The following is a 16886-nucleotide window of genomic DNA, read 5'->3' as shown; positions in this document are numbered from 1 at the left end:
TCACCTCAGTGTCATGTAGTTTTCCGGCTCTGCAAGCGTTGCGCCGCCGGAGATATAATCGCGCCATGTGTTCTTTACCCACGTATCTTCGCCCACAGACGTGCCGCTATCGCTCGCAAGCAGCGCTTCCATCTGCTTTTCCGTTGCAAGGCAGGTCACGGTAACGGTGTCGTTATCTCCCAGCGGCTGCCCGTTCCGGGTGATGCCGGTCAGGGTATAGCTGCCGTTATTCTCTTTTACCTCCACAGCAATGCCGCTGACCACTGGCAGAGAACCACGGTTGAAGGGCACAAACCCGCCCTCGCAGCCTTCCACAAAGGCGTGGACGGTCTCTTTCAGCTCCGCACCGGTCATGGTGCGCTGGCGGGACATCAGACCGTTCGGCATGATCATGGAAGCTGCCATTTTCTGGTTATAATCCGCCTGCAGCACACTGCCAGTAAAGCTGTTTGCGGTGGCAAGCAGCACATCGGTGCCATACACGCCGCGCAGCGTGTTTGCCATCACGGAGAAGGCAGCGCTGCCGCCGTTTGCGTGGAATACGTTGGAATAGGCCTTCCCGGAGGTCAGCACGGTCTCGTTGTCGGCAGGCTCCTCATCGGCAAGGAGCTGGGCATTGAAGGCCTGATACGCCTGCTCAGCGGTAAGCTCGCCTGCGATCATTTTGGAGACCACATCCTTGGAAACGGCAAAGAAATCGTTGGAGGCGATGCGGATATACATGTGGTTTTCTTCCACCACGCTGCGGACGTCCTTCAGATACTCGGTCAGGCGCAGGGGAACGTTCTGGCTGTAGCTCAGTATGTCCTGCCCCTCCGAGACGATGCGGTTCTGCGCCTGTTCGGAGAGCATGACGTTCAGCACCTTCATGGCTTTTTCGCGGCGCGCGGTGTCCTGCTCCAGATCCCGGTTCAGGGCAACTTGGAAATAGGGGGTGGTCATGATCCACGGTTCGCCGTTCTGGCTGAAGAAGGGCAGAAAGATCGTGTCGATGCCCTCATCCTGAAACATCTTCACGCCGGCAGAGCTGCCAAAGTACATGGCAACTTCTCCGTTCCGGAACATTCCGGTCACATCGTCGTAATTCAATGCAAGATCATCTGCTGTAAGGTGGGTATCCTGAATGAACTGCTCCATCCGCTCAAACGCCCCCGGCCATACGGTGTCGTCCAGACCCACCCGCGCGGTGCTGGCGGGGTCGCTGTAGGTAGTGCGCCACTTGCGCCCCGCGGTGGTGGTAAGCTCGGCAGCAGAAAGCCCCTGCAGGGTTTCCATGCAGGTGTAGTCGTAGGTATAATCGGAGGTAAAGCCGCGGATGCCTACCTTTTCAAAAGCCTGACAGGCCGCTACAAAGCTTGCGTAATCGGTGGGCAGGGGAATATCGTACTGCTCAAAAAGGCTGCGGTTGACCACAAAGCCGTGGGCATCCGCGCACACCGGCAGCCAGTTCACGCTGCCATCCTCGTTTTTGAAGCTGTTGAGGTAGGTGTTGTACACAGCGCCCGCCTCATTGGTCATGGCAAGGTTCATCAGGCTGTCCTTCAACGGTGCCGCATCGTGCAGCGAGAACCGGCAGCAGGTGATGATATCCGGCAGACCGCCGTTTTGCTGCAAAAACTTGTAAAAATCCAGATCGTTGTTGCCGACGATGAATTCAATGTTCACGTCCGGCAGCTGCGCCTGAACATAGGGCGCATAGTTTTCGTACAGGCTGGTGCTCCACAGATACACCTGAATAGTCTGAGCGTCTTCCTGCTCCTGTGTTCGTTCCGCATTTTTTTCGCTGCATCCGGTGAGCAGGGATAGCCCCATCACCAGTGCCGCAAGCATGGAAAATAGGCGGCGCAATGTTTTTGTTTTCATCCGATCCTCCTCCTCACACTTCTTGGACAGCCATCGTTTTGCGGTTGGCTGCTTTTGCTTACTGATCATACATCACCGCCCGCAAGAGTGTGTGCTGTAAAACCCACCCACGGAAAGGATGCCGCAATTTTTGAGTCTTTTCTGTTTTGCGCTCTCCCTCTACCGCGAAGGGGCACAGAATGACAAAGACATAAAAATATTTTACCACTACCATGAAAAATTTTCAATAAAATTTCACATATTGAACAATAAAAGCTGTGTAGGATTACAATAGATGTGTCACAAAGTGAAAAAAGACGAATGAGTCGTTCTGTGGTACAGTTAAATTGCTACACCAAACATCACAGAAACACATCATTGACAAACCTACATTGTGAACTCAAGAAGCCTGTCCAAAAGAAAGCATAAAAATGCGTATAACGCCCTATGAAATGGTGCCACGGGGCGTTTTATTTTGTCTTGTTTTGTGGGCGATGTTGCGGTTTTGCGAAAACTTGCGAGACTAAATAAAAAATCCCACGAAATTACGATTCTAAACGTAAATTCGTAGGATTTTTGGAGCTACTGACCTGATTCGAACAGGCGACCTGCTCATTACGAGTGAGCTGCTCTACCAGCTGAGCCACAGTAGCAGATAAAATTTTCTTGCATGTTCTGCAACGAGAAATATTCTATCATACTTCCTGTGCGCTGTCAAGATTTGATTTTGCGGCAGAACAGGTGCAAATAGTCTGTGACGCAAAAATATAACTGCTCTCCGAGAAAAACTCGAAGAGCAGCCTTGCACACAAGAAAAATCAGTTGAACAGCTTACGGCCGATCCAGATGCAGATGCAGGCACCCACAACGGAAACGAGGATCTCACCCACGATGCCGGTAGCGCTCAGACCGATCAGGCCGAACACGATGCTGCCTACAAAACCGCCCAGAATGCCCAGCACGATATTGCGCACGGTGGAAGTTTCGCTGCCCATAATGCGGCCGGCGATGTAACCAGCCAGAGCGCCGATCAGCAGACTGAAAATAAAACCAAACATAATATTCTACCTCCTGAGTTTTAAAGCTCTGCGCTCTGCCCGGCGGTTTCCCGGGCAAAGCGGCAAATATCCTTCAAACAACATTTTTCGCATTCTGGCTTGCGCGCATTGCACACTGCCCGACCATGCATCACAAATCGGTGGCACAGGTCGCTGCCTTCTTCCGGAGGAACGATCTTCCACAGGGCCATTTCCACCTTCTGCGGTTCCTTAATGCCGTCCACAAGGCCGATCTTGTTGCACAGCCGGATGCAGTGGGTGTCTGTTACGATAGCAGGCTTGCCAAACACATCACCCATGATAAGGTTTGCGCTCTTGCGGCCTACGCCGGGCAGGGCAAGCAGCTCTTCAAAGGTGGTGGGCACCTGACAACCGTATTTATCGCGCAGCACCCGCATACAGGCGGAGATATCCCGCGCTTTGGAGTGTCCCAACCCGCAGGGCTTGACGATGGCTTCAATGTCTTCGGGTTCCGCAGCAGCCAGCGCAGCAACATTGGGATATTTGGCAAACAGGTCTTCCACCACAATGTTCACGCGGGCATCGGTGCACTGGGCTGCCAGACGCACGCTGACCAGAAGCTGCCAGGCGTGGTCATAATCCAATGTACAGCCGGCATCTGGGTATTCTTTTTTTAACCGGTCAATCACTTCCAGCGCCAGCGCCTTTTTTGCAGTAAGGTCTTCTGGTGCTTTTTTGCGAACAGGCATTTCATCCACTCCCATCGACAAAAGCTGATACGATAATACCATGTTTTGCGTTTTTTGTAAACTGCGGGTAAAAATTATCTGAGAATGATTTTCAGATAAAACCTTGCTCTTACTGCCAAAATGCGATATACTATAGAAAAATGCTGGGGGAATCGCGCCTCGGTACGGGAGGAGGAAAACACGATGAACGAACCACTGGCACAGCGTCTGCGGCCCAAAACACTGGCAGATGTCTGCGGTCAGCAGCATCTGTTGGCACCGGGCAGGGTGTTCCGCCGTACCATCGAGAGCGGACGCATCCCGAACATGATCTTCTACGGCCCGTCCGGTACCGGAAAAACGACGGTGGCACGCATCATTGCAGAAAACAGCGGTATGACGCTGCATAAGCTCAATGGCACTTCCTGCGGCACCGGGGACATCAAGGCGGTGCTCAAGGATATCGGCACGCTGGCAGGTGCGGGAGGCATCCTGCTGTATCTGGACGAGATCCAGTACCTGAACAAAAAACAGCAGCAGAGCCTGCTGGAATGCATTGAGGACGGCTCGGTGACGCTCATTGCATCCACCACCGAAAATCCATACTTCTACATTTATAATGCGCTGCTGTCCCGCTGTACGGTGTTTGAGTTCAAATCACTTTCGGCAGCGGATGTGGAGCGTGGGGTGCACAATGCACTGAAAAAGCTTTCGGAAGGGGAGAACACAAAGGTCTGCATGGACGAGAATGCCTGTGCCTACCTTGCCGAGAGCGCAGGCGGCGACCTGCGCAAGGCGCTGGGCTGTCTTGATTTTGCGGTGACGGCAGCTCCCATTGAGGATGGGGAAAAGCACATTACGCTGGAAATGATCCAGCAGGTCACCCGCCGCACTGCCATGCGGTATGACCGGGAGGGCGATGACCACTACGACATCGTGTCAGCCTACCAGAAGTCCATGCGCGGCTCCGACCCGGATGCGGCGCTGCATTATCTGGCCCGTCTGCTGGAAGCAGGAGATCTGCCCTCGGCCTGCCGTCGCCTGATGGTATGTGCCTGCGAGGATGTGGGCCTTGCCTATCCACAGATCATCCCCATTGTGAAGGCGGCAATTGATGCCGCCAACATGGTGGGCCTGCCGGAAGCACGGCTCCCGCTGGCAGATGCCGTCATTCTGGTGGCCACCAGTCCTAAGTCCAACAGTGCCTATGATGCCATCAACGCGGCCATTGCGGATGTGCAGGCGGGCCGCACCGGGCCGATCCCACGCCAACTGCAGAACAAGCACTACGACGGTGAGGATGCTCTGGTGAAGGGCCAGAACTACAAATACGCCCATGACTACGACCATCACTGGGTGGAACAGCAATACCTGCCAGATGCCATCAAGGACGTAAAATATTATACCTTTGGCGATAACAAAAATGAGCAGGCGGCCCGTGCCTACTGGGCAAAGATCAAGGGCGAAGAGAACGTCTGAGCCACGCCTTACACCCAAAACCCAAAAACAAAGAAAAAGGAGAACGATATGCGATATTCCAAACAGCGTGAGCTGGTCATGCAGACGGTGCAGAACCTGTGCGACCACCCCACCGCCGAGGAAATTTATGATGCTGCGGTCAAGGAATGCCCGGGCCTGAGCCTTGGCACCGTATACCGTAACCTGAATAGTCTGGTGGATGCGGGCCGGGTGCGCCGGGTGTCCATTCCAGGCAAGGCTGACCGCTTTGACCACACGCTGCCCTGGCACAGCCATCTGTACTGCACCGTGTGCGGCAACGTGACCGATGCCGAGGTGGACGAAAAGCAGGTAATGAAGCTGGTGAAAAACCAGAAGGGCCATGTGCAGGACTGCGCTGTTGTGCTGATCGGCGTATGCGAGGCCTGCTGCGAGAAGCAGGTGCAGGAAAACGCCCACTGAACCATAAAATTTGCACGGAACCTCTTGCCCGGAGCGTATAAACAGGGTATACTATAGAGAAGGCTCTTTTCAGAAAGTGCAAGTAGATTTTCGCCGCACAGGGCGCTTCGGCCCGGCGGAGAAGGATGGTTTGATTGGAATACATTAGTTTTGAACATAATAACATTGCCGCTGAGCTGGTAAAGCAGGCCTATGATACGCCGCCGCTGGCCTTTGTGCACAGCTATGGCTGTCAGCAGAACGTGAACGACGGCGAGCGGATCAAGGGCGTGCTGATGGACATCGGCTATGGCCTGTGCGATAAGCCCGAGGATGCAGACCTGATCCTCTTCAACACCTGCGCCGTGCGTGAGCATGCCGAGCAGCGTGTGTTCGGCAACGTAGGTGCCCTGAAGGGACTTAAGGAAAAAAAGCATGATCTCATCATCGGCCTGTGCGGATGCATGGCCAACCAGAAGCACGTGGTAGAAAAGCTGCGCCAGAGCTATCCTTACGTTGACCTTGTGTTTGGCGTGGACGGCATCGACACCCTGCCGCAGCTCATTGCCCAGAAGCTGCAGAAGCATAAGCGTGTGCTGATGGAGCCCGCCCAGCGCCCGGTCATCGTGGAGAATATCCCCATCCGGCGTGAGAGCGAATTCCGCGCATGGTTGCCCATCATGTACGGCTGCGACAACTTCTGCACCTACTGCATCGTGCCTTATGTGCGCGGCCGCGAGAAGAGCCGCAAGCCCGGTGATATCCTTGCCGAGTTCCGCGGTCTTGTGGAGGCAGGCTATAAGGAGATCACATTGCTGGGACAGAACGTCAACAGCTACGGCAAGGGCCTGGAAGAAAAGGTGGACTTTTCTGATCTGCTCAACCTGCTGTGCACGGTGCCCGGCGATTATCACATCCGCTTTATGACCAGCCACCCCAAGGATGCCAGCCACAAGCTGATCGACACCATTGCCGCCCAGCCGAAGCTGTGCAAGCACCTGCACCTGCCGGTGCAGTGCGGCTCCGATGAACTGCTGAAGAAGATGAACCGCCACTACACGGTGGAACAGTATCTTGAGCTCATCGAATACGCTCGCAAAACGGTGCCCGGCATCACCTTTTCCAGTGACATCATCGTTGGCTTCCCCGGTGAGACCGAAGCGGACTTTGTAAAGACGCTGGAACTGGTGCAGAAGGTGGGCTATATGCAGCTGTTCACCTTTATCTATTCCAAGCGCACCGGCACCAAGGCCGCCGATATGCCGGACCCCACCCCCCGCAAGGAAAAGACCGACCGCATGACCCGCCTGCTCAAGCTGCAGGACGAGATCGCCATGGCGCTGGTCAAGGCGCAGGTTGGCCAGACTGTGAAGGTACTGGTAGAGGGCTTTGGCCGCAATGAGGGCACCCTCTCCGGCCGTCTGGACAACAACCTGACGGTGGAGTTCACGGCAGACGCTTCCCTGATGGGCAGCTATGCCAACGTACATCTCACGGGCGCACGGGCGACTGTGCTGCTGGGTGAGCTTGCCTGAGTGATTCCGGGGCAGTGCCCCTGAACGTATAAATAAGAAGGAGACCATTCAAATGGATTGCATTGATCTTTTCAAGCGCGCAGCCGTTGCGCTGCAGACCGATAGCCGCTACCTCGTTCTGGATCAGACCCGCAAGGCAAACGATAAGGACGAAGAGCTGCAGAACCTGATCGGCGAGTTCAACCTCGCCCGCATGGATCTGAACAATGAGATCGGCAAGAGCGAGCGCAACGATGCCCGCATCGCCGAACTGAATGAAAAGGTGAACAGCCTGTACGGCCAGATCATGGGCAACGAGGGCATGGTGGCTTACAACGAGGCCAAGCGTGACTGCGAGAACCTCGTGAACTATATCGATGCCATCATCAACACTGCCATGAATGGCGGCGACCCCATGACGGTACAGGAGCCTTCTGCTTCCTGCACCGGCAGCTGCTCCACCTGCGGCGGCTGCCACTAAAACCGGCAAAAACAAAACGCGGCTGTGCAAAACAGACCGCGTTTTGTTTGCAAAAGCGGTTACAAGCCGCAAACTTGTGCACAGAACCATAGAACGGGAGAGAGGGTAAACCATGGCAGAGCTGTCGCCCATGATGCAGCAATATCTTGAAATCAAAAAACAACATAAGGACGAAATTCTGTTTTACCGCATCGGCGATTTTTATGAGATGTTCTTTGACGATGCCCTGACGGCATCCAAGGAACTGGACCTGACCCTGACCGGCAAGCAGTGCGGCATGGAAGAGCGAGCGCCCATGTGCGGCGTGCCCTTCCACAGCTACGAGGGATATGTGGCGCGGCTGATCGCCAAGGGCTACAAAGTAGCCATCTGTGAGCAGGTGGAAGACCCGGCCAAGGCCAAGGGCCTTGTCAAGCGGGACATCATCCGCGTGGTCACACCCGGCACGGTCATTGAGAGCAGTATGCTGCAGGATGACCGCAATAACTACATTGCCAGTATCTTCCTCAAAGGAAAGAAAGCAGGTTTGTGCTTTGCGGATGTCTCTACCGGTACGGCCCATATCACAGAGCTGAATGCAGACAAAATCGCCCCGGCGGTCATTACGGAGCTGTGCCGCTACCATCCCAGCGAAGTGCTGATGAATCCGGGTCTGCTGGACTGCCGCGAGGTGACGGCGTACATCAAAAAGAATATGACTTGTTCGGTGGAGCTGATCGAAGAGGAGCGCTATGCACCGGGCCTTGTGGCGGCATCGCTGGAAAACCAGTTTGGCCGCGACTGGGCGCAGACCACCGGCATTGCAGCGGACGGCCTTGTGCGCTTTGCCATGGCGGCACTGCTGGAATATCTGCACGATACCCAGATCAAGGGCGTGGAACGTCTGAAAACGGTCATAACCTATAATAAGGCCCAGTTCATGCGTCTTTCGCCCGTGACCCGCGCCAATCTGGAGCTGACCGAGACGCTGCGCGGTCGCGAAAAGCGGGGCACGCTGCTCTGGGTGCTGGATAAGACCAGTACATCCATGGGCAAGCGCATGCTGCGCAGCTGGATCGAGCAGCCGCTTATTTCCAGTGCACTCATCAACCACCGCTTGAACGCTGTGGAGAGCCTTGTCAAGCAGACCATGGCCCGCGGCGACCTGACCGAAGAGCTGGGTTACATTGCGGATATGGAACGCCTGATGACCCGCACGGTTTACGGCTCTGCCACACCCAAGGAGATCTATACGCTGGCCCAGACCTGCGACCGGCTGCCCGGCCTGCGCAGGCAGGCTGAGGCCTGCGGCTGCCCGGAGCTTGCTGAACTGGCAGTACAGATCGATCCGTTGGAGGACATCAAGGCCCGTATTTATGCGGCGGTGGACCCGGAAGCGCCTTCTACCCTCAAGGATGGCGGTGTCATTGCCAAAGGCTACCATGCCGAGGTGGACGAGCTGCGCTCCATCCGCGACAATACCAAGGGCGTTCTGGCGCAGCTGGAAGCCCGCCTGCGGCAGGAGACCGGCATCCCCAAGCTGAAGATCGGCTATAACCATGTGTTTGGCTACTTCATCGAGGTAAGCAACTCCTATAAGAGCATGGTGCCGGAGACCTACATCCGCAAGCAGACCCTGACTTCCGGCGAACGCTACATCACGCAGGAACTGAAAGAGCTGGAAAGCAAGATCTTAGGTGCCCACGAACGGCTCATCACGCTGGAGCACCGCCTGTTCAGCGAACTGCTGGAAAGCATCAGCGCTCAGCTGGACCGCATCCAGCACACGGCCAATGCGGTGGCCCAGCTGGATGTGCTCACGGCGCTGGCGCAGGTGGCAGCGGAAAACAACTACTGCCGTCCTATCGTGGACGACAGTGACGAGCTGACCATCACCGAGGGCCGTCACCCTGTGGTGGAGCAGATGCTGAAAGGCAGCCTGTTTGTACCCAATGATACCACCCTGAACTGTGGTGCAGACCGCTGCCTGATCATCACCGGCCCCAACATGGCAGGTAAATCCACGTACATGCGCCAGAATGCACTGATTGCACTGATGGCGCAGATCGGCTCCTTTGTACCGGCTTCCAGCTGCCATGTGGGTGTGGTGGATGCCATTTTCACTCGCATCGGTGCGTCGGACGACCTGTCTGCCGGTCAGTCCACCTTTATGGTGGAGATGACCGAGGTAGCGGAGATCCTGAAAAATGCCACCGCCAAAAGCCTTGTGGTGCTGGACGAGATCGGCCGCGGCACTTCCACCTTTGACGGTATGAGCATTGCCCGCGCCGTAGTGGAGCACATTGCAGACCCCGCCAAGGGCCTTGGCTGCAAGACTCTGTTTGCCACCCACTACCACGAGCTGACCGAGCTGGAAGGCGGCGTGGACGGCGTAAAAAACTACAATATTGCAGTAAAAAAACGCGGCGAGGACATCACCTTCCTGCGCCGCATCGTGCGCGGCCCGGCGGATGACAGCTACGGCATCGAGGTGGCAAAGCTGGCAGGCCTGCCCGGCAGTGTGACCCGCCGCGCCCATGAGGTGCTGCGCGCGCTGGAAGCAACTGCACCTAAAAATAAAGTAGAGCAGATGGATTTTGATGCCCTGCAGGAGTATAACTCTCCGGTTGTGCCCAGCGAGATGATGGACAAGCTGGAAGCTCTGGATGTGGAAACACTCACCCCCATTGAGGCTTTGAACTTCCTCTACGAGCTGAAAAAGACCCTGAAGGGCAGCCTGAACAGATGAAACTGCTCTACCTGACCCAGACCATACAAGGAGGGAAAACACCATGGCAGTGATCCATGTTCTGGATAAGCACACGGCCGAGCTGATCGCAGCCGGTGAGGTGGTCGAGCGTCCGGCATCCGTTGTTAAGGAGCTGCTGGAAAACTCCATTGATGCCGGTGCCACGCAGGTGACCGTCAGCATTGAATCCGGCGGCGTTAAGCTGATCGAGATCAGCGATAACGGCACCGGCATCGAGGCAGAATATATCTCCACGGCGTTTATCCGCCATGCCACCAGCAAAATTGAAACACCGGACGATCTGACCAACATCCATACGCTTGGCTTCCGCGGTGAAGCACTGGCATCCATTGCCAGCGTGGCCCGTGTAGAGCTGACCACCCGAACCGAGGTGGACGAGTTTGCCACGGTCTACCGCATTGAGGGCGGGGAAGAGGTCTCCCGTGAGCCGGGTGCCAGAGCTGTGGGCACCACCATCCGGGTAAAGGATCTGTTTTACAACACGCCTGCCCGCATGAAGTTCCTCAAAAAGGACTCCTCTGAGGGCACCTTTGTGTCGGATACAGTTACCCATGTAGCGCTCAGCCACCCGGAAGTCAGCGTCAAGTTCATCCGTGAGGGCAAGCTGCAGTATGTCACGCCCGGCGACGGCCAGCTGCGCGGTGCAGCCTATGCGGTGCTGGGCCGGGAGTTCAGCCGGGACCTCATTGAGCTGAAAAATCAGGAGGGCGTGTACCGCATCACCGGTCTGGTCACCCCGCCCAAAAGCTGCCGTGCCAGCCGAAGTATGCAGCATTTTTACATCAATGGCCGCTATGTGCGCAACCGCACCATGATGGCCGGTATGGAGATGGCGTTCAAGGGTACCATGATGCAGGGCAAGTTCCCGGGCGGCATTCTGCTGCTGGAAATGCCGGCCGACCTTGTGGATGTCAATGTGCATCCGGCCAAGATCGAAGCCCGCTTTGCCCGCGAAAATGATGTTTTTGATGTGGTGTATCATGCCGTCAAGCTGGCATTAGCTCAGCCCGGCACCGGTGAACGGCTTTTTACCTTTGAAGCAGACAAAGAAGAAGAAAAAGCTGAAAATTCAAAAAAAGACGCTGATATAATCAAAAATGATGTAAAGAACAATAACTTTACAGGCCTTTCTGCGATCATTCGGGGACAGGCAGACCCGGGCGTTCTGCCACAGCAGCACTGGGAACCGGAAAATCCCGCCGCAGCACCGCAGCAGCCTGCCCCGGCTGCTGCAATGCAAATACCGACAGCACCCAGTGTGCCGCGCTGGAAAGGCAGTGCTCAGAACGAGGATATGCTGGATCCGTTCGTGACCCTTCACAGCCCGAAGCTGGAAACGACAAAGGCACCAGAGCCGTTCCGTGCGGCGGCAAGTGAAACACAGCTGGATGTGGAACCGGAATTTGGTGAGACAAAACTGCATTCGCCTCAGGACCATATGGCAGCGTGGAACCCTGCACAGGAAGCGCCAAAGGAAGAACCTGAGAGTGCACCCTGTGCAGAAACAGAACCGGATGCGCCGGAAGCGGCAGAACAGGAAACTGTACTGGCCGAGCCGGAGCAGATGAACTTTGATCCGACGGCGGATCAGCCGGAACCGCTGCGCTATGTGGGCGAGGTGTTCAGAACATATATCCTTGCAGAACGCGGCGACGAGCTGTGCCTGATCGATAAACACGCTGCCCACGAGCGCCAGCTGTACGAAAAACTGGCCGCGAACTACGGCAATGTGCCCAGCCAGATGCTGCTGGAGCCTGCTGCCATCGACCTTGCTGCGGAGGAAAAGCAGGCCCTGCTGGATAACATTCCTCTGCTGGAAAATGCGGGCCTTGAGATCGCGGACTTTGGCGGCAATACCGTGGTGCTGCGCGCGGTGCCCGCAGATGTGGAGCCGCAGAATGCCGAAAGCCTGCTGGTGGAGATCGCAAATAAGCTGCTCAAGGGCGGCCATGATGCGCTGAACGAGCACACCGAGTGGGTGCTGCATTCTATCTCCTGCCGTGCAGCCATCAAGGCGGGGGACAAGTCCTCGCCGCAGGAACTGCTGGCGCTGGCCGAAAAGATCCTTTCCGGCGAGGTGCCGCCGTTCTGCCCGCATGGCCGCCCCTGCGTACTCAAATTGACCCGGAAGGAGCTGGAAAAGCAGTTTGGACGCATCGTATAAACATCCCGTGGTGGCCGTCGTCGGCCCTACCGCAACCGGGAAGACAGCGCTGGGCGTAGAACTTGCAAAACATTTTTCCGGCGAGGTCATCAGCTGTGATTCCATGCAGATCTATAAAGGTCTGGACATAGGCACGGCAAAGGTGACACCGGAGGAGACCTGCGGTATCCCGCATCACGGCGTGGATATCCTTACGCCGGACAAGGCTTTCAGCGTGGCAGACTTTACCGCCATGGCCGGAAAGCTGGAAGAAGAGATCTCTGCCCGGAAGAAGCTGCCCATCCTTGTGGGCGGCACAGGGCTGTATGTTCAGAGCTTTCTGTATGGGGTGCGCTTTACAGAGGAAAAAGCACCTGCCGGTCTGCGAGAGCAGCTGGCGGCGGAACTGGCTGCAAAAGGCGGTGCTGCCATGTACGAAGAACTGAAGCAGGCCGACCCGGAAGCTGCTGCGGCTATCCACCCGAACAATCAGGTGCGGGTGCTGCGCGCACTCGAGCATTATCGTGCCACCGGCAAAAAGCTGAGCGAACAGAAGGCGGAGTCTCTCCCGCCGGAGCGGCCCTACCGCAGCCTGATCCTCGGTCTGGATTTCCCAGAGCGCGCGGTACTTTACCGCCGCATTGACCTGCGTGTGGACAAAATGCTGGAAGCGGGCCTTATAAAGGAAGCGGAGCATGTCTGGCAGAACCGGGAAAGCTTCCGCACGGCAGCGCAGGCCATCGGATACAAGGAGTTCTTTCCGTATTTTGAGCAGACGGCTCCACTGGAAGCCTGCACGGAAAAGCTCAAGCAGGCGTCCCGCAACTATGCCAAGCGCCAGCTGACCTGGTTCCGCCATATGGACGGTGTGGTTTGGCTGGATGCCGGTGCACCGGATGCAGTGCAGACTGCCATCCGCAAAACTAGCGAATTTTTAGCGAAAGGATGATCGATATGCCGGATGAGACCCAGAAGGAACGCCATGCGCCGCATGTGCTTACCACTCTGGCAGGCGTGCTGATCGCGTTTCTGCTGCTGGCAGCAATTTATGTGGTGTATCAGGCCGCACATATCCTGTTCCCGCAGAATGTTTATGAGACTGCGCTGCCTGCGGTCATTTCGGATACGGTGGAAGCCGACGGAGTTCTGCTGTTCGACGAAAGCTATGTGGCAGGCAGCGGAAACCTTGGATATCTTGCTGCCGACGGCGAGCGCGTTTCAGCGGGCACCGCAGTGGCAGAGGTGTACAGCAACGCTTCGCAGGCTTCGCTGCGCCTGCAGCTGAACCAGCTGAATGATCAGATCGACCTGCTGCAGAAATCGCAGAACACTTCTGCGCTGCAGCTGGATACCCTTTTAAAAGAACGTTCTTCTGCGCTGTATGACCTGCTGGATACGCTGGACGACAGCGATTATGAAGCGGTGGATGATGATGCCAATGCCTACCTGCTGGCCCAGAACAAGCTCTGGGTGGTAACGGGCGAAGCTGCAAACTTTACCGATCAGATCACTGCGCTGGTCCAGCAGTCCCAGAGCGTGCAGGCGCAGCTGGGCAGCCCGGCGCAGATCACTGCACCGCAGACCGGCTATTTTGTGCGCTCTTCCAGCAGCGGACGGCTCAATGCCAGTGCCGATGATATCCTTGCACTGAACGCACAGGAGCTGCAGGGCTATCTGCAGTCCGACCCGGTGCTGGCACTGGACGGCTGCGCCGGTAAGATCGTGGCAGGGTTCACATGGCGCTATGTGGGCGTGTGCACTGCAAAGCAGGGCGAAAAGCTGCTGGGTCAGAACGGCAAGCCGCTGAGCACAGCGGTGGAGATCAGCTTCCCGGGTCAGGTGGAGAACAGCCTCAAGGCCACCGTCACCGAGGTGGAGATCGATCAGGACAGCGGCCTTGCCCGCTTTGTGCTTGCCTGCAACTCCATCAACGGCGATGTGCTTTGCCTGAACCGGGCTGCAGCACGCATCTCGGTAGGAGAGCGCAGCGGCCTGCGGGTGCCTGCTGCGGCTGTGCACTATTTAAAAGAGGATGGCACCGAGGCACAAACGCAGGGCGAAAACTACATTCCAGGTGTGTACGTGAAACTTGGCAACATTGCCCGCTTCTGCCCGATCGACCCGGTGGACGCAGACCATCCCCTCATCACGGACGGCGATTACATCCTTGTTCTGCCCGAAGGAACCGAGGGCTCGGTCAGCAAGGTGAGGCTTTATGACGAAATAATCGTTTCCGGACAAAATTTGTATGATGGAAAGCTTTTGTAGTTATTGACATCTGAGGCAAAAAATCCGATAATAGATAAAGCTATTATTTGCATCTATTTGCAAAGAACGCCAGGCAGCGCCATGCTGCCCGAATGAAAGGAGCAGATTGTATGTCTTTGCTTGACAGCATTAAGAAAGGTCTGTTTGACCAGGAAGACGATTACGAGGATCAGTACATTGACGATGGCCCCCAGATGGTAAACAATAACAATGGCATCGGCCTTGGTGCTGACGACGAAAATGAAGAGCCTGTTGAGGGTGCCAAGAAGAACGGCAAGGTGGTCAACATCAATGCCACCACTCAGCTCAAGGTCGTTCTGGTCAAGCCTGAGCGTTTTGAGGATGCCAGTACCATTGCTGACCACCTGAACAACAAGCGCACCGTGGTGCTCAATCTGGAGTCCACCAACAAGGAAGTGTCCCGCCGTCTGGTGGATTTCCTGTCCGGTGTTGCATATGCAAACAATGGCCAGATCAAGCGCGTGGCCAACAGCACCTTCATCATCACTCCGTACAACGTGGATATCATGGGTGATCTGCTGGACGAGCTGGAGAACAATGGCGCGTTCTATTGATCCGCAGCCTAAGGCGGCGCGCGGGTTCATCCCTGCGCGTACCGATGAAGAACGCTATCTCATGCGCCATATCGAGGACTTGGCCCACACGGCCTTTTCCCGGGACATTGCGCGGTATTCGGCTTTCCTGAGTGACCGCGAGCAGGACTTGGCCCGCGCGGCACTGGGCCGTGCCGGTGTGCAGGAGGGCTTCCGGTTTGAGGGTGGCTGGCTGAATGCGGAGCGCAGGGTGCTCTGTATCGAGCCGGAGTACAGCTGCGGCGAAGCACCCATCTGCTGTGTGCGGCTGCAATGCCGTGCACAGGCGGGGGCTGCGCTGCCCGCCCACAAGGATTACCTGGGCAGTCTGATGGGCCTTGAGCTGCGGCGCGAGGCGCTGGGAGATATCGTTCTGCCGGAGGATCAGCCGGGCACAGCTTATGTGTTTGCGCTGGAACCGGCAGCACAGCTGATCTGCCGGGAACTGTTTCAGGCTGGACACACGGAGCTGACCACGGAACTGCTGACGCTGGACGAGGTGCCGCAGTTTCCGCAGGCGGAGCGTGAGATGCACAGTGCAACGGTATCGTCCCTGCGGCTGGACGCTGTGCTGGCAGCTATGCTGCACTGCAGCCGAGGACAGGCTTCGGAACTGATCGAGGCGGGCAGGGTGGAGATCAACCACCTGCCGGCGGATAAACCTCATGCGCAGGTATATGAGGGCGATGTGTTCACAGTGCGCGGCAAGGGCCGCTTCAACCTGACTGCACTGCCCGGCAAAAGCAGAAAAGATCGGCCAATCATCGAATTTTTTCAATATTAAAAGCAACGGGAGGAAATGACTATGCTGACTCCGCAGGATGTCCGTTCTGTGCAATTTGAGAAAAACCTCCGCGGCTACCGCACAGAGGACGTAGACCGTTTTCTGGATAAGGTGGAAGAACAGCTGCGGGACGACGATGCGCAGGCGGAACAGCTTCGCAAGCAGATTGCGGACCTGACTGCTGAAAACCAGAAGCTGCACGATGAACTGAAGAGCTTTGAGGCAGATGGTGAAATGCTCAAGAGCGCGCTGATCAATGCACAGCGCATGGGCGAAAATGTCATCCGCGAAGCAAACCAGAAAGCAGAAGAGATCATCCATCGTGCAAATCTGCGCGGTGATGATATCATCCGCGATGCCAACGAACTGCTGCAGAAGGCAAACGACCGTGCAGACGAGATTGAGAACGAAGCAAACGAGAAGCGCCTTGCAGAGGAACGCGAGTATGACCGCGTGCGTCTGGAAGTGACCCGCTTCAAGTCTGATGTGCTCAACCTGTACCGCAGCCATGTGGAGTCGCTGAGCCGTCTGCCGGAGTTCCAGAAGGAAACGGCTGCACAGGATGCCGAACAGGCAGAGCCTGCTGCAGAGGAAAGTGAGCCTGCCGCTGCAGCCCAGCCGCAGGCAGCGGACGTGCAGGAGCCGGAAGCAGAGCCTGCACAGCCCGCACAGGAAGATGCAGAACCTGCTGCCGTTGTTGAAGATGACGACGACAAGGCAGCTGACAGCAGCGAGGATTTCTGGGCAAAGGATGAGAGCCAGCTCAAGCTGGACCCGCCGCCCGCGCCTCCTGCTGATTTTAAGCCGGACGAGCCGGACTACGATGCTTTTCAGGGTGTCAAGTTCAGCGAGTAAGGCAACCCCAT

General features: G+C 56.4%; 14 protein-coding genes and 1 tRNA gene. 11 read left to right on the top strand and 4 right to left on the bottom strand.

What is annotated here, in order from left to right:
• The 4 genes from WMO17_RS02660 to WMO17_RS02645 all read right to left on the bottom strand — a co-directional run bounded on the left by WMO17_RS02660 (nt 1) and on the right by WMO17_RS02645 (nt 3610).
• Nucleotides 1-1863: an extracellular solute-binding protein gene (locus WMO17_RS02660; RefSeq protein WP_349137421.1), complete on the bottom strand. Its 1863-nt coding sequence runs from the start codon at nt 1861-1863 to the stop codon at nt 1-3.
• A gap of 556 nt (nt 1864-2419) precedes the next feature.
• Nucleotides 2420-2495: transfer RNA gene (locus WMO17_RS02655), tRNA-Thr, on the bottom strand.
• Nucleotides 2496-2660: 165 nt separating this feature from the next.
• Nucleotides 2661-2900 carry a GlsB/YeaQ/YmgE family stress response membrane protein gene (locus WMO17_RS02650; RefSeq protein ID WP_005941717.1) on the bottom strand — a complete coding sequence of 80 codons (240 nt, stop codon included), beginning with the start codon at nt 2898-2900 and terminating at the stop codon, nt 2661-2663.
• 20 nt (nt 2901-2920) lie between these two features.
• Nucleotides 2921-3610, bottom strand: a complete 690-nt coding sequence (locus tag WMO17_RS02645; RefSeq protein ID WP_044953658.1) for an endonuclease III domain-containing protein — start codon at nt 3608-3610, stop codon at nt 2921-2923.
• Between the two features lie 183 nt (nt 3611-3793).
• Here WMO17_RS02645 and WMO17_RS02640 point away from each other — a divergent pair, with 183 nt between their 5' ends.
• The 11 genes from WMO17_RS02640 (at nt 3794) to WMO17_RS02590 (ending at nt 16875) form a co-directional block, all read left to right on the top strand.
• On the top strand, nt 3794-5068 hold the full coding sequence (locus WMO17_RS02640) for a replication-associated recombination protein A (protein ID WP_349137420.1): 1275 nt from the start codon (nt 3794-3796) through the stop codon (nt 5066-5068).
• A gap of 48 nt (nt 5069-5116) precedes the next feature.
• Complete coding sequence (locus WMO17_RS02635) at nt 5117-5509, top strand: Fur family transcriptional regulator (RefSeq protein ID WP_338428389.1); 393 nt, start codon at nt 5117-5119, stop codon at nt 5507-5509.
• 134 nt (nt 5510-5643) lie between these two features.
• Nucleotides 5644-7023 carry a tRNA (N6-isopentenyl adenosine(37)-C2)-methylthiotransferase MiaB gene (miaB, locus tag WMO17_RS02630; RefSeq protein ID WP_349137419.1) on the top strand — a complete coding sequence of 460 codons (1380 nt, stop codon included), beginning with the start codon at nt 5644-5646 and terminating at the stop codon, nt 7021-7023.
• Between the two features lie 52 nt (nt 7024-7075).
• A complete protein-coding gene (locus tag WMO17_RS02625; protein WP_097775655.1) occupies nt 7076-7483 on the top strand; it encodes a YlbF/YmcA family competence regulator in 408 nt (135 codons plus the stop codon).
• A gap of 112 nt (nt 7484-7595) precedes the next feature.
• Nucleotides 7596-10211 (top strand): DNA mismatch repair protein MutS, encoded by a 2616-nt coding sequence (mutS, locus tag WMO17_RS02620; RefSeq protein ID WP_349137418.1) that lies wholly within the window; start codon nt 7596-7598, stop codon nt 10209-10211.
• A 43-nt stretch (nt 10212-10254) separates the two neighbouring features.
• Nucleotides 10255-12396 carry a DNA mismatch repair endonuclease MutL gene (mutL, locus tag WMO17_RS02615; protein ID WP_349137417.1) on the top strand — a complete coding sequence of 714 codons (2142 nt, stop codon included), beginning with the start codon at nt 10255-10257 and terminating at the stop codon, nt 12394-12396.
• Nucleotides 12397-12403: 7 nt separating this feature from the next.
• The gene (gene miaA / locus WMO17_RS02610) at nt 12404-13324 is read left to right on the top strand and encodes a tRNA (adenosine(37)-N6)-dimethylallyltransferase MiaA (RefSeq protein WP_097777813.1); all 921 of its coding nucleotides are present in this window, start codon (nt 12404-12406) and stop codon (nt 13322-13324) included.
• A 5-nt stretch (nt 13325-13329) separates the two neighbouring features.
• Nucleotides 13330-14643 carry a biotin/lipoyl attachment domain-containing protein gene (locus WMO17_RS02605; protein WP_242961906.1) on the top strand — a complete coding sequence of 438 codons (1314 nt, stop codon included), beginning with the start codon at nt 13330-13332 and terminating at the stop codon, nt 14641-14643.
• Nucleotides 14644-14753: 110 nt separating this feature from the next.
• Nucleotides 14754-15218: a cell division protein SepF gene (locus WMO17_RS02600; protein ID WP_044953672.1), complete on the top strand. Its 465-nt coding sequence runs from the start codon at nt 14754-14756 to the stop codon at nt 15216-15218.
• Entirely contained in the window at nt 15202-16020 is an 819-nt protein-coding gene (locus WMO17_RS02595; protein WP_337679085.1) for a S4 domain-containing protein, read from the top strand. Before WMO17_RS02600 ends, WMO17_RS02595 begins: the two co-directional genes overlap by 17 nt.
• Before the next feature lie 21 nt (nt 16021-16041).
• Complete coding sequence (locus WMO17_RS02590) at nt 16042-16875, top strand: DivIVA domain-containing protein (protein WP_337679083.1); 834 nt, start codon at nt 16042-16044, stop codon at nt 16873-16875.
• Nucleotides 16876-16886 lie beyond the last annotated feature (11 nt).

This window comes from Faecalibacterium faecis (assembly GCF_040096475.1).
Taxonomy (GTDB): domain Bacteria; phylum Bacillota; class Clostridia; order Oscillospirales; family Ruminococcaceae; genus Faecalibacterium; species Faecalibacterium taiwanense.
The sequence above is the reverse complement of the archived record's forward strand: the minus strand, read 5'-3'. Positions and strand labels throughout refer to the sequence as shown.

Bases quoted from the DNA above. Each gene is read 5' to 3' on its own strand.
- WMO17_RS02595 (WP_337679085.1), top strand. From the start codon at position 15,202: ATGGCGCGTTCTATTGATCCGCAGCCTAAGGCGGCGCGCGGGTTCATC.
- WMO17_RS02600 (WP_044953672.1), top strand. From the start codon at position 14,754: ATGTCTTTGCTTGACAGCATTAAGAAAGGTCTGTTTGACCAGGAAGAC.
- WMO17_RS02625 (WP_097775655.1), top strand. From the start codon at position 7,076: ATGGATTGCATTGATCTTTTCAAGCGCGCAGCCGTTGCGCTGCAGACC.
- WMO17_RS02635 (WP_338428389.1), top strand. From the start codon at position 5,117: ATGCGATATTCCAAACAGCGTGAGCTGGTCATGCAGACGGTGCAGAAC.
- WMO17_RS02605 (WP_242961906.1), top strand. From the start codon at position 13,330: ATGCCGGATGAGACCCAGAAGGAACGCCATGCGCCGCATGTGCTTACC.
- mutS (WP_349137418.1), top strand. From the start codon at position 7,596: ATGGCAGAGCTGTCGCCCATGATGCAGCAATATCTTGAAATCAAAAAA.
- WMO17_RS02650 (WP_005941717.1), bottom strand. From the start codon at position 2,900: ATGTTTGGTTTTATTTTCAGTCTGCTGATCGGCGCTCTGGCTGGTTAC.
- WMO17_RS02640 (WP_349137420.1), top strand. From the start codon at position 3,794: ATGAACGAACCACTGGCACAGCGTCTGCGGCCCAAAACACTGGCAGAT.
- mutL (WP_349137417.1), top strand. From the start codon at position 10,255: ATGGCAGTGATCCATGTTCTGGATAAGCACACGGCCGAGCTGATCGCA.
- WMO17_RS02590 (WP_337679083.1), top strand. From the start codon at position 16,042: ATGCTGACTCCGCAGGATGTCCGTTCTGTGCAATTTGAGAAAAACCTC.
- WMO17_RS02645 (WP_044953658.1), bottom strand. From the start codon at position 3,610: ATGCCTGTTCGCAAAAAAGCACCAGAAGACCTTACTGCAAAAAAGGCG.
- WMO17_RS02660 (WP_349137421.1), bottom strand. From the start codon at position 1,863: ATGAAAACAAAAACATTGCGCCGCCTATTTTCCATGCTTGCGGCACTG.